The sequence below is a fragment of the Clostridium sp. LS genome (assembly GCF_002760435.1).
Lineage (GTDB): Bacteria > Bacillota > Clostridia > Clostridiales > Clostridiaceae > Clostridium.
This window is the reverse complement of record NZ_AUUU01000257.1, coordinates 20,614-34,404: the sequence shown is the minus strand read 5'-3', so window position 1 is coordinate 34,404 and position 13,791 is coordinate 20,614. Positions and strand designations below refer to the sequence as shown.

The 13,791-nt window shown below is 31.0% G+C and carries 10 protein-coding genes; all 10 read right to left on the bottom strand.

Annotated features, from left to right (window positions below):
• Positions 1–40: 40 nt before the first annotated feature.
• Positions 41–2,176: a hypothetical protein gene (locus COL3_RS27605; RefSeq protein WP_008417758.1), complete on the bottom strand. Its 2,136-nt coding sequence runs from the start codon at positions 2,174–2,176 to the stop codon at positions 41–43.
• Between the two features lie 213 nt (positions 2,177–2,389).
• A complete protein-coding gene (locus tag COL3_RS27600; RefSeq protein ID WP_008417760.1) occupies positions 2,390–2,983 on the bottom strand; it encodes a hypothetical protein in 594 nt (197 codons plus the stop codon).
• 3 nt (positions 2,984–2,986) lie between these two features.
• Positions 2,987–4,570: a glycosyltransferase family 39 protein gene (locus COL3_RS27595; protein WP_008417762.1), complete on the bottom strand. Its 1,584-nt coding sequence runs from the start codon at positions 4,568–4,570 to the stop codon at positions 2,987–2,989.
• 383 nt (positions 4,571–4,953) lie between these two features.
• Entirely contained in the window at positions 4,954–5,988 is a 1,035-nt protein-coding gene (locus COL3_RS27590; RefSeq protein WP_008417764.1) for an NAD(P)-binding domain-containing protein, read from the bottom strand.
• A 79-nt stretch (positions 5,989–6,067) separates the two neighbouring features.
• A complete protein-coding gene (locus COL3_RS27585; protein ID WP_008417766.1) occupies positions 6,068–6,868 on the bottom strand; it encodes an HAD-IIA family hydrolase in 801 nt (266 codons plus the stop codon).
• Positions 6,869–6,899: 31 nt separating this feature from the next.
• Positions 6,900–8,276 (bottom strand): sn-glycerol-1-phosphate dehydrogenase, encoded by a 1,377-nt coding sequence (locus tag COL3_RS27580; RefSeq protein ID WP_008417768.1) that lies wholly within the window; start codon positions 8,274–8,276, stop codon positions 6,900–6,902.
• A 76-nt stretch (positions 8,277–8,352) separates the two neighbouring features.
• On the bottom strand, positions 8,353–9,627 hold the full coding sequence (locus COL3_RS27575) for a PTS galactitol transporter subunit IIC (protein ID WP_008417770.1): 1,275 nt from the start codon (positions 9,625–9,627) through the stop codon (positions 8,353–8,355).
• Between the two features lie 157 nt (positions 9,628–9,784).
• Positions 9,785–10,069: a PTS sugar transporter subunit IIB gene (locus COL3_RS27570; RefSeq protein WP_008417771.1), complete on the bottom strand. Its 285-nt coding sequence runs from the start codon at positions 10,067–10,069 to the stop codon at positions 9,785–9,787.
• A gap of 50 nt (positions 10,070–10,119) precedes the next feature.
• Positions 10,120–10,596 carry a PTS sugar transporter subunit IIA gene (locus COL3_RS27565; RefSeq protein WP_008417773.1) on the bottom strand — a complete coding sequence of 159 codons (477 nt, stop codon included), beginning with the start codon at positions 10,594–10,596 and terminating at the stop codon, positions 10,120–10,122.
• 172 nt (positions 10,597–10,768) lie between these two features.
• Positions 10,769–13,762, bottom strand: coding sequence for a sigma 54-interacting transcriptional regulator (locus tag COL3_RS27560; RefSeq protein ID WP_008417775.1), 2,994 nt, complete (start codon positions 13,760–13,762; stop codon positions 10,769–10,771).
• Positions 13,763–13,791: the final 29 nt, after the last annotated feature.

Below are 13,791 nucleotides of genomic sequence, written 5' to 3'. Positions count from 1 at the left end.
TCTCTTAGAAATAATTTACTCCTGAAAGTTGTCAGCAGTATTAGTGGCCAATTGATTTAAACGCATCCTTTAAAATGTAGTAAGAAGGTTTCAGTCTTTCATGGTAAGTTGGCACATCCCATTCATCCCAACTATATAATTCCATGCTGGTATTTTCAGTAATAACATTATTTTTAGTTACTATTCCGCCTATGTAAACTCCTGGTATTTTCGTGGCAGTTATTTGATTCTTATTATAGAAATCATCCATAACCATTTTGGTAGATGGATCCATAACATCTAAAAGCTGCCAAGGTATTCTAATTTCTATTTTATCTCCATTTACTGCATAATCAGTTAATGAATTATAATCCTTGTGATCTGGATTACCATCTCCTTGAACCAATTTACCAGTTTCATATTTTTGCAGAGGAATTGTTGTTTTATCTTCTGGTAAATACAATGCCCTGTTCAAACATAAATAGATTGGATTAAAGATTCCACTGTTCTTTTTTTCATAGGATGGATTTTCATCTATCATTTTTAATTGCTTTGCATACATATAGTAAAAAACATCGTAGTAAGAATCTGTAACTATTCTAGAACCATTTTTCTTGTCTAATACAACAACCATATCTGCTGGCCTGCTAAATGTTAAATTATAATCGTTATATGTTAAATTTCCAGAGTTTGGAGTTATGTCAATTGGAATAAATAACTTATCACTTTCGAAGTCAAACCCTTTTACATCTCCCATGATATACAAATATTTTTCATCACTTTTCGTATATAGCTTCATATTAGAAGTATCTATTAAAGGTTTATCATTCTTCCAGTCAGAAATATCTCCATCCACATAGCAAATGCTTTTCTCCTTACCAGGGTCAAAGGCTAAAATTCCAAATTCCTGTTCATTAGTTTGAGCATTAGACCAATATGCTCTTCTCTCTGGCAAATCTAAATCCATAGTATTCCAGGTTCTTTTAAACCATTCATCCTGCCAGGTGAAAACCAATCCTCCGGCATAACCTTCGTCATAAATATCCTTAAGCATAGCTGCATCCATTTTTCCTTGACTGCTTTCATCTACATTACCTTGATTATATCCCATATGAATATTTTCATGAGCACTTCCTCTTGATGCTGGTATCCCAAATTCAGCAACTAATACTGGTACGGTATGTTCTTTTATTAAATCTTTTAAATACGCCTTGTAAGTATTTATCTTGCCATCTTCATCTTTATAGGTTGCATAATCATGTTGATAATTCATAAAGTCCGGATAATATGGATATATATGATACGATGCAAATAACCCTGGCTTAAAGGAAGTATTAGCTTTTATATGTTCAGTATTTACTTCCGCTTTATCTTCGTTTGCAAGAGGTTCGTTAGGATGCTTTAATGGATCTGTAGTAACCCAGTTTGTAAAACTTAATGGTCTTTGCATCTTATATTTTGCAGTTTCGTAGTCTATAGCGTAATCTCCACATTCAGCTAAAAATGCTTCAAAAGGAGATGCATTTTCAGTATGCAAATATTTTCCATCAAAACTAGTAATCTTACTATTGACTTTATTTGTATTTTCTACCAAATCCGGATCCCATTCAATCCCAAGTATCCACCCCATTACATAAGGGGATACATCTTTTGTATATACTCCGCTAGCATGTCCGTTTTGCTCTGGAAGATTTGCATTTCCATGAATTATATCAATTAATGTTTTTATATCTTCCTTAAACCCATCTTTAATTATTGGATTATGAGCATCTTGAAATTTCGATATGTCATCTTCATTAACCCATACTCCCTGAAATACGTATATAGGCTTTAGCGCAGATTTATTATAATCATACAATGCATCGTAAAAAACTGGATTGAGTATTGTATAAACTCTTATTGTATCAGCATCCATATCTGATATTTCCTTAAACCATCTAAGATAATCATCCTTTGTTATAGTTAGTTCTCCTGGAAAAGAACCTGGCTTTGCTGCACCAATATTTACACCTTTAACAAAGGATTTTTCCCATTTTCCATACTTATATATGTAGAAGGATTTATCATCAACTTTAGACATATATGATATTCCGTCACCAGTATATAGTGATACTTTATTTCTAATTAAAAACATACTTTTATAGCTTAAAAAAGCAGATAGAACAATAATCGACAGAATTATTATAAACTTCTTCACAGTAAACTCCTTTATGCTCAATAATTCAGTGAAATTCACTAATATTATAACATGTTTCCTCCAAATTCTACATCATTTTCGAGAAAAACTAAAAAATTAACAAAACATTAATCATAGCTATTAAAAGGAGATGTGGAGGTATTAAAAGTGCTCTCGCAATCTGCATAAATGTTCATTTACATGAAGCTATCAATAATTGTATGAGTTTATAATCTAAGATTGCACTACACTAATTCTATCTACCGTTTCAGTATTTTCCTTATACCAAATCATTATAATTTGATCCTTTTTCAAGTCTGATATCTTTATAGAAGATTTTAAGTCATCATTTTGATTTTCACGGCCAATATTTAATTCTTGTGCTATGTTAACATCATCACCTACTGTGATTGTTTTATAGGTGCCTGTATAGTTCATTTCTGGCACATTTCTCTGAAAGCCTCTTTGAGATTGCTTATTGTTATTATCATTATTTTGATTACTATTTGCATTCTGCTTATCATTATTTATATTTGAGGATTTACTGTTTTGAGGCTGCTCAATTAATTCTATATTTATAGAATTCCCATCAATAGATATTATTTTCCCCATAATATCAGCATTCATCATTTCACCAATCAAATTCCTATTATTTTCATCTGATCCACCATTTGGCCTTGGTCCTCCATTCATTCTTTGTCCTCCATTGGCTCCTCCAGCAGAATTAATATTTATATTTTGAGCAGTAATAGCCTCGCAGGAAACGAGCTCTAAAGAACAAATATACAATAACATAATTATAAAAATACTATATACTCTCTTACGCATATTTTATAACCTCTTTCTAAATGATGATATAAATTGTAGAAGATTCCTTTTGGATATAAAATCATATACATCTTTAAATCCCATGTACGATAAAACTATTAGCAATGGATATACTGGGTAAATATATCTAGACTTAATTTCCCATAAAATATAGAAGCCAATAAACCCTAAAATCACTAAGGTTAAAAAAACTTCATCAAACCTCTTAAATTTTATTCCACTTATCAATCTTATTAAAATAAAACAATACATTAGAAAATTCATTACATATAATGTCCAAATTAATCCGCTTCTATATACTGAATTTCCTTTAAACAAATCTGTAGCAAAAGTATTATAAATATATTGCGCTTGCGCTCTACCCATTCGTCCACTTGAATTAGATGCTTCTGCGTTGCCAATACCAAATGTTTCAATTTGATATGTTCCTTCAGTCCAAGTCCATACGATTTTGTTATAATAAAATTTTGCTAAGTCACTAAAACTCATATTAGATAATTTATTACTTATTTCTTCCTTAAACAACTCTGTACTTTTTTCTTTATTATAATTTCCTTGTCTTTGATATATATTATAGCTTTTCATATTATCCCAATAACCAAGCGTGTCCTTGTTCAATCCCATATTAATCCACATATATATAGGTGCAGAATTATTGTTAACAGATTCATCTACAACATGAGTTCCTTGTAAATACGCGTTTTGAGACCAATTTGGAATATTAAATAACAATCCCAATATGCAAAAAGAGGTTATTACCTTCTTCATTCCAATTTCCTTTATACTGAGTAAGATGTAGATTACCCCAGCTATTAGTATGATTGCCCCTGTGCTTCTAAAATAATTTCCAATTGATAAAAGTATTGAGGAAATCACTATATACTTTATAGATTTTTCTTTTACAAATCTTATTAAAAAATACATGGCTGTGGTAAGAAATGCCGTAGCTATTATATCGTTGTAAATAAAATTGCTCATGAATAGAGATGGTATATATGTTGCTGCAAAAATTAGGACACCGTAGTCATTTTCTTTCGATCTATAATTTATTTTTTTGTATATTAGATAAATCATTAAAGTTGTAACTAGGGTAAATATTATATTAAAGATTTTAATAACTAAATAATTATTTGGAAATATAGCTAACAAAGCTTTTAAATATAAAACTGTGGAATAGTTATAAGGAAACATAAAAAGATAGCCACCAGTTTTAAATGTAGAATAATCATTCTTATATAGCATATTTAAAGCCAATGATAATACAGTTTGGGAATCGGCTGTTGGTAACTTAGTAAATAAAAATATAATAATAACTTGAATAGCAAAACTAAATAGCAATGTTACTGGAATTACTATCTTTTTACTATGCTTATTTAATTTGAAGCATAATTTATATAAAACTATGCTTAATAAAATTAGCATAACTATTATTAAAACAAAAATACAAAGCTCTTGATTTTGAAGAATTGGCTTATCACCATATAAAAAAGAATCATACTTTGCCCTAATAAAAAATGACGAACCTATAAATAGTCCTATAAAAAAAACAAGTATTACATATATCACCTTTTTAATTAGCTCTAACATAATAAAAACTCCTTTGTGGCAATTATTATTAAAAAACTCGCATCCATACTTACACAAAAAGATATTTTGCAATTTTATTATAATTTAGTTTTCTGTAATTTAGCTTAACAACTACAAAATATTTTAAATTTATTTATTTAGAATTGCAAATTGTTTATGGGTAAATTAAAAGTGACAAGCAATAAATTTAAAAACCAATGTCTGTCCAAAAAATATTTTTTAGACAGACATTAAGGATTTCATCTTTAACTTTTGCTTCTCACTTGAGCTTTTAAATTGAATTTATCAATTTCTTTTATTTTCATAATATTGTTTTAATAAATTTAGTTCTAATCAATTATTCTATAATCTTCAAATTAAATTGTTCTTCACTATCATATTTATTATGACTCAAAAGATTTCCACGGAATATCAACCTTAGTACCAGAATTTATAATCTCATCAATATGAATTAGCATTGGAAAATCACTTATTTCAACAATTCCTCTTTCTGCCAAACAACGTACATATCTTGCGGCTCTTGTAGCAATAACTACAGATTCTAAAGTAACACCTTTTAATTGCTCCATGGCTTGCTCAAACGAAAAACCTTTTCCCAATAAAGTACCTATTTTTCGAGTACGTCCACCAAATACAGTTACATACAGGTCCCCGCCAAAATATATAATATTTTCTTCCCCTCCGTCAACTAACTCAAGAAGATGTTTTGCTTCCTTTATACTTTGTCCAAAAAGTGCAGCCTGTGAATTATAATGCTCTTTTCCTGAACCATCAGCTCCAATTGATAATCCAATAGCTAGTGATACGCCTAAGGCATAAGCGTTCTTTAATGCTACTGCACATTCGACACCTATAACATCGGTAGATAAGCTAATATGATAGTATTGTGTTTCAAATAAGCTCTTAAGCTTTCTAAGTATATTCATGTCGTCTCCACAAAACACAACTTCTGAATTATCTTTATCGGCAAGTTCATAACTGGTACATGGCCCACCGACAGCGCTAATAGAAAGTTTTTTATTAGAAGGAAGTTTGCTTAAAAAATAGTGAGGATAATTAATCATTTTGCCATCCTCTTCAGTAACCATACCTTTTGTTATTGAAAGAACAGGAATATCTTCAGATATAATGGGCAATATATTATCTGCAAACCAGTCAACACCAAAACTGCTGACTCCGCAAATAATTACATCAGCTCCATCTATTGCCTCGTTTACATCCTCGATTTGATAGTACTCAATTCCTGTTTTAGGTAATTGACGTTTTAAAGTAGTATGAAAACCAGTAGCCCTTGCTGTATTTATAATTTCTCTATCTAATGGAGTACCAACAAGTCGTACCTTATTATTATTTTCTATTGCTGGAAAAGATAGTGCCGAGGCCATTTGACCTGCTCCAATAATTGTTATAATGCTCATAACGTTCCCTCCTATTTTAAATTTAATATAATAGTATTATTTATTCAATTGCTTAACATATAGATTAAGCAAAGCTCTCTTAAAACTTCTTAAGCTCTTCACCAATATATTTAATTGATGAAAATACATAATCTGCAGATATGTCAGACTTCTTATACATATCTTCTGATGTCTCGCCGCTTAACACAAGAATACTTGTTATTCCCGCATTCACTCCAGTTTTAATGTCTGTGTACAATCTATCCCCTACAATCGCTACTTCTTCTTTTTTAAGATCATACTTTTCAATAATCGCCTCTACTATATATTCAAATGGCTTACCTATAATAATAGGAGAAACACCTGTAGATGATTCAAACATTCTTATCATAGATCCAGTATCCGGCATATATTTACTATCTTCAATTGGACAATTAAAATCTGGATGAGTAGCTATAAATGGTACCCCATCCCTTAAATAATCACAAGCTGCCCATATTTTTTCATAGGTTAGTGTAGTGTCAAACCCAAGAACTACATAATCAGGCTTGTCATTTTTGTCCTTAACTAGTATAAAACCTTCATTTTTAAATTCTTTCATAAGTGGTTCTGTGCCCATTAGATATATTTTATTACCTGAACAGTTTTTCTTCATATACCATATGGTTGCTTCACCAGATGTGTATACTTGTTCTTTATCAACATAACAGCCAAGTGCTGAAAGCTTCTGCTTATACGTTGATTTGTTTTTCGAAGAGTTATTTGTTAAAAATATAAATTTCTTTTCTTGACTTTTTAAAATATCTAAAAAGTCTAGGGCACCATCAATAATTGTATTTCCAAGATAGAAAGTCCCATCCATATCTAATAGAAAACATTTAATATCTTTTAACTCATTCATTTTTACCTCCAGCTTAAAACATATATTTGTCTTATATGTTATTGGATTTATATAACTTATCAGCAATTAAATTAGCAATTTCCTCTGTTAATCCAAGATCATCAATCAAATGCACAACACCATATCTAGTTCTTATGTCCTTTGCAGCAACGAAGGTTTTAATAAATAAATTCTTGTCTATTCCAAGCTCTTCAGGATGCCATATGCATCCCCCGTCCTGTAGTATTTTCTTTACATTCTCAGAACTTGGCACTATAGTATGCCCAATATCAAGAATTTCCTTCCAGTTTGCTGCTATCTTTTCTGCATTTTCTTGTCTCTTATCAGGATTCAATTCAATTGCATCCTTTTTATAATCAATTACATTACCAGCCACTTTACCAAATACGCTTTCAATATTTTGTCTCCATTTACTCATATCATAGTATCTGAAGCTTCTTTTAGTCATAACACTTTCTATATCTATATCCTTTAATGCCTCAAATAACATAGCCATAATAACTGTACCTACTCCAACAAAGTTTCCATGCACCCATTTTTCTTCACTGCTTCTTGTATGGAACATTATTTCCCAGCCATGAGCAATATGATGCTCGGAACCTGACGCAGGTCTTGAACATCCTGCCATTCCTATAGTTATTCCTGACAAAACTAATGCATCTGTTATATTTTTTACTACTTCATTATTCCTTTCAGGAATCCTTGGTGCAGCAGCAACACACTTAGCTACTGCAGCTTGAACCATATCTGCAATAGTCTTACAATAATATTCTCCTGTTAAGAGGTGTGCAATTGACCAGTCTGCAAGAGCAATATATTTACCTAATACATCACCAAGTCCTGAACAAAGTAAATACATTGGAGCATTCTTCATAACTTCAATATCTGCATATATTCCATAGGCATATATAGCTTTATGAGACTCTTTAAACCCATCTGTAATCAGAGGTGATACCACAGAGGCATAACCATCCATAGATGGTGCAGTACCTACTATGGCATAAGGTATATGTGCTCTGTAAGCTACATACCTGCAGATGTCATTTATAACACCTGAACCTACGCCAAGTATAAGTTCTGTATCATCTTCTATTTCTATCAAAACTCTTCCAAGGGCATACACATCAGGCAATAGGTGTTCCTGTGGAAACACATATTTCTTTAATGAAAAATTATTCTTTAATATTTTTTCCACTCTTTTTCCAGCCGCATCATATGTGTGAACATCTTGTACAATTAATATTTTTTTATTTTTAAACTCTTTAAGAAACTCTGGAAGTTGTTCTATTATCTTATTTCCTATCTTTACAGAATTAATTTCTACGCTATGCCTTTTTCCGCATTCACACTTAAAATCCATTCCAATAAGTTCTTCTGCTTTTAAGTTCGTTATATCCACTATAACCATCATCCTTTCCTTGTAAGTATCCAATAATGTTAAAGAGTACTATTAGGTACTCTTTAACAAATTAAGTTATTTAATGCTATAGACTTCCTGTGAATAATTGGAATATCTTAATTACTATCCAGTTTAAGAAATTACCGCCCATGTCTAAGCTTGAAATAGTTGATGTTCCCGCTGGCATTGAAAATTGAGCCATTTGCGCCATTTGAGTATGGAAGCTTGCAATATTGGTTGCCATTAATAATCCTAACGCCATAACAATTGTACCTGATATAACTGAGTGAACTATATTACCTTTTGCTGCACCAACTATAAACGCAACATAGAAACATATTGTAGCTAAATCTCCAAAAGGTAAAACTTGATTTCCTGGTAGTATTACTGCTAAGAATAGTGTAATAGGAACTAGTACAAGTGCTGTTGCTATAACTGCTGGATGTCCAACTGCTACTGCTGCATCTAATCCAATTGTAAGATTTCTATCTTTACCAAAGTCTTTCTTTTGTAAAAATTCTCTAACTGATTCCGAAACAGGAATTAAACCTTCCATAAGTATCCTAACCATTCTAGGCATTAAGAACATGACACCAGCCATAGAAATACCTATTTGTAGAATTTTATCTATACCATATCCAGCAAGGATTCCAAGTACAACACCAAGAATAAGTCCCATCATCATAGGTTCTCCAAAAACACCAAATCTTTTTTGAATTGTTTCTGGGTCTGCCTTTAAATTTTTAATACCTGGAATTTTTTTAACAACACTAACAATGGGAATACCTATAAGACCACAAGCTGCAGTTGAGCCAGTTGGTAATGATACTCCCTCAAGCCCAAAGAATTCTTGAACCATTGGAGCTGTCTTATCTGCAATCTTAATAACAGCAATTTCATATAAAATACCAGCTAAAATAGCGAATAACCAGTTACCATGAGTTAATACGTATACACTCGCACCAGCTGCAGTAAAGTGCCAATAATTCCATATATCAATATCAACTACATTTGTTGTCTTTGTAGCGAGCATTAATAAATTTACCAACATAGCTATTGGAATCATTATTGCTGCTATAGGAGATGCCCAGCTTATTGCAGCAGCTGCTGGCCAGCCTACATCTATTATACTTAGTTGTAATCCATATCTAGTAACCATTTGTTGTGCTGCTCCACCAAGGTTTGTTGTAAGTAATCCAACTACTAAATTTATACCAACAAAGCCGATACCAATTGTAATACCTGATCTAAATGCTTTTTTAAATCCTTGTCCAAAAATCATACCAATAATAGTAATTGTTAATGGCAACATAACGGTTGGCCCTAAGTTCAAAATGTACTTTACTACATCTAATAACATTCTTTTTCCCCCTATATTATCAATTTTTATTTACTTTAATAAATTCTTAATTAACATGTTGCTATCATAAGCTTCAAATACATATTTTTATGTGTTATAATAATTAATAGTCCAATTAATTTTTTATATAGGTCCACCTTTATAGTGGCCTATTTTTTTACTTTAAAGCTTCAATTATTCCTTGGTCAACTTTGCCTGGATTAATGTTAGTTAAGTAATTCATAGCATTGACTACAGGAAATTTATAATTTCGTGATGAAATTGTAGTTGTTACCAAAAGATCAGCTTGATCTTCATAACCTGCCACTTCTGAAATCTTGCATTGTATAATTCTCGCATTAATGCCATTAGCTTTAACTAGGTCCTCAACCTTTTTACACACAACTGTTGAAGTTGCTATTCCTGTACCACATGCTACTAATATTAATTTTTGTTTGTCCATATTTTTACCTCCATAAATAAAATTCTATAATTTAAATAATTGCTTATTATTTAATCGCAATTATAATTAAAGCTTGAAACGATATCATACACTTCATCGCTATCTTTTGCTTGAAGCATATTTTGTAAAATACTTTCATTTTGAATTAGAAACATCAATTGCTGCAGCATTACTATCTGACTGTGGGGTTCATTTAAAGCCATAGTAAATACTATATTAACATCCACACTTCCATTTCCATCCATATTATTAAATTTCACCGGATTTTTTAGTGTTGCAATAGCTATAGCTGGCTTTTTAACATGAATCGCATCTGTGTGAGGTATTGCAACATTATATTTTCCAAGCAATAAACCTGTAGGAAATTTATTTTCTCTACTTACCAACCCATTAAAAAAGGAATCTTCTACAAATCCTGCTTCTAATAATATTGGAGACATCTTTTTAAAGACATCCTCCGCTGATTTAGCTTCAAGGTTATTTATAACTAAATCTCTTCTTAAAAATTCTTTAATACTTCCATTCATTTAACTTCCTCCTTTTTTGTAAGTCCTTTATACGTTTTCATCCATGATTACATCCTCATAAATTTATAAAGCAATTATCGTGCCAAAACTATGTTGAAAAAGTAATATATAATTTCATAAAAATGAAAAGGTGGAATTTAACATTTTCCACCTTAGAACCTAATAATTATTATTAAATTTTTAATAATATATCTGAAATTTCTTTATCCGAATTTGCCTGCCTTATCCATTGTGCTACTTCTGCATCTGAAATAGTGTCAAATAGCTTCCTGACTATTTTCATATCACTCTCTTTTATCGCCAGCATAATAACAACATCAACCTTACAACCATAATCCCACAAAATAGGATTATTAAGTTTAAAAATAGCCAAGGAGGATTTCACTACAAACTCTGATAAACCATGAGGTATACCAAAAGTACCTTCAAATAGAGTTCCACCCATCATTTCTCTTTTATATACACTTATTGTAAATTCTTCTTTAACCTTTCCTTTTGCTATAAGCAGATTGCACATTTCATCTATTAAATCACTTTTTGTAAATATATCATCCTTAATCTGTATTAGCTCCTCATCAATTACATTTATCAAAGGATTGATACTCTTCTCCATTCCGAGTAAATCTTTTAATCTTAATTTACCCGATTCTTTCAAAATATCTTGAAAAGATATAAATGGAATACTTTCTAGCCCAGGATCAATGGTTCCAACAATTGCAGCAATATTATTGTCTTGACTTATTTTGATTATTTCGTCTTGCACATTATTTTTATTCATGATTCCAATTGGTATAATATTTAAATTTTTATTTGAGTTTCCCAATACATCTTCAATATATTTTTTTATTTTTAAAGCGGTTCCTTCACCAGTTATACATATTGTAACTATGGTTTTAATATATTTCTTTACGCCTTTTACTTTTCCAACATATAGCTTGTCTCCATCAAGTGCCCTAGAAATTTCCTTCAGATTACTATTTTCAATTAATGATCTTCTCACGGCTTCTAATACCATTACAGTATCCACCCGCCCAATAACCCTTGTCGGAACCCCTGTTTCTTTAGTTATAATTTCCCCAAAAGTAACTAATGACCCCATATCTACTAATAATAGGCAGCCTTTACCTTCATTAACTTTTTTTACAGCCTCTATAGTTCTTTCAAGTAAAATTTGAGGACTTTCATCAAGTGACATTTCTATTCCTATGGCAAGATTTGTACCTAACAGCTTATTAGCTACATCAGCCATACCGCAAGCAACATGCCCATGGCTTAATACAATAACTGCCACCCTGCTTACATTTTTATCCACAGCAGAAAACGTTTTTAAATACATAGCAATAAACCCTATTTCATCTTCTGGAAGTTCAATGTCTAAACTTTTATTTATCTCTTTAGCTAATATTTTTGCAACTCTGTACTCATTATAATATTCTTTTTTTATATAGTCCGATTCAGGATTCTTTATTATCCTTCCCTGTTTTAATCTATCATAGGTAGAATTTAAGTGCATTGCTATACAATAATAAAAGTTTTCCTGGATATTTTCTATATATTGTTTTGCAATATTAGTTACTTTTTCAACCACATTTAATATCTTTTCATCTATTATATTTTTCAATTCTTCCTTGGGAAAAAATATATTTGCTTCTATATTTTTGGCAAATTTATTTAAATTGAATTCCACTTTGTTCCATAAGATTTTGTTAATTTCATTTTTACTGAGTCCCTGCTTTTCAAGTTTATAATACTTTTCTTCTATATTACTATATATCCCATCCGGTAACATATATCTATCATCTTTGGATTTCTGTGTCACAACATTATTAGGATTAACAACCAGATCCTCATTGAAAATGTCGTCTGACACTAGTTCTCTATCTTCAACACTTAATATTCCTAGAGGTACGTGCTTAGGTAAATCTTTTATGTCGATAACGACGTCATTTGAATTATTACTTAATGAATTACAAAAACCCCTTGCACATGCAACCTGTATATCACTTCTTAATTGACCTATATTCCCTGGACAGTTGTATAGCAATAAAGATCTAATAACCTCATAACGTACGGTAATCTCTTTTCCGATTCTCGCTGATTCTTGCGAAAAAAAACTTTTAATTAATACATATTTTTCATTAATTGGCCTGTTGTTAATGGAAGGAAGTTCAATTATCATTGGAATTCTTCTTCTAAAGGTTAGCAATAAAGATGACTGTGGATCTTCTGTAGTTGCCGCAATTATCATTACATTGGCTGTTCTGCTATTTTCAGTTTCACCAAGCCTTCTATACTTTCCCTTATCCAACAAATAGAACAATATTTCTTGCCCTTCGCTTGGGAGTCTATGCACTTCGTCTAAGAATAGTATTCCATTATTTGCTTTCTCCACTAAGCCAACTTTATCCGTATTAGCACCAGTAAAAGCACCTTTACTATAACCAAATAGTTGGGAAAGAAGTAATTGTGGATTATCTACATAATCAGCACAGTTAAATAGTATAAATGGTGCACTTTTTCCAAAGTGATAAGAATTAACTGCAAAATTATACATGGCTTCTGCAAAAAAACTTTTTCCAACACCTGATGGTCCAAGTAAAAGTGTATGAAGTCCATGGGGTGGATATAGAACTGCTGCCTCAGCTTGACTAATTGCATTTTTTAATGAGCCATGATATCCTATAATATTTCTTAAGTAATTATTCTTTTCTTTATTTTCTTTGCTAACTGTATTTATAATTTCTTCACCACTTATTTCTTGCATGTTTTCGTTTTCTAAAGATTTAACTTCTTTTAAGTTTTCAGGTAAGCCTTCTGATAAATTTTCCGCCACACTCTCTGCTACATCCAAATTCTGTGGAAACATTTCTACAATTATATTCTTTTTCATCTGAGCCACAGAATATCTAGAAATATCATATCCAAGAAGAGATAATTTTTTACATAACTGCCTGTCCGAAATATTTTTATCTTCAATTATTAGTTCCTTTATATCACTATATAAAATTGCTTCTTTTCTTTGGCGAGAATTACTTATATTTTTATCTGTTCTAAATTGAGTTATATATTCTCTAGTTGTATTTACTAATCTAGCAATATCACTATCAGTTAATGGATTTCTTTTATCCTCATTCTCAATTAGTTCCATTATCTTATTTTCAAGCAAAACTATTCCCCCCATATAATTTATATATA

What these genes read in the sequence shown, in the direction of transcription:
- COL3_RS27590 (WP_008417764.1), bottom strand. Translation starts at nt 5,988, where the DNA reads ATGAGCATTATAACAATTATTGGAGCAGGTCAAATGGCCTCGGCACTA.
- COL3_RS27595 (WP_008417762.1), bottom strand. Translation starts at nt 4,570, where the DNA reads ATGTTAGAGCTAATTAAAAAGGTGATATATGTAATACTTGTTTTTTTT.
- COL3_RS27575 (WP_008417770.1), bottom strand. Translation starts at nt 9,627, where the DNA reads ATGTTATTAGATGTAGTAAAGTACATTTTGAACTTAGGGCCAACCGTT.
- COL3_RS27580 (WP_008417768.1), bottom strand. Translation starts at nt 8,276, where the DNA reads ATGGTTATAGTGGATATAACGAACTTAAAAGCAGAAGAACTTATTGGA.
- COL3_RS27585 (WP_008417766.1), bottom strand. Translation starts at nt 6,868, where the DNA reads ATGAATGAGTTAAAAGATATTAAATGTTTTCTATTAGATATGGATGGG.
- COL3_RS27570 (WP_008417771.1), bottom strand. Translation starts at nt 10,069, where the DNA reads ATGGACAAACAAAAATTAATATTAGTAGCATGTGGTACAGGAATAGCA.
- COL3_RS27565 (WP_008417773.1), bottom strand. Translation starts at nt 10,596, where the DNA reads ATGAATGGAAGTATTAAAGAATTTTTAAGAAGAGATTTAGTTATAAAT.
- COL3_RS27600 (WP_008417760.1), bottom strand. Translation starts at nt 2,983, where the DNA reads ATGCGTAAGAGAGTATATAGTATTTTTATAATTATGTTATTGTATATT.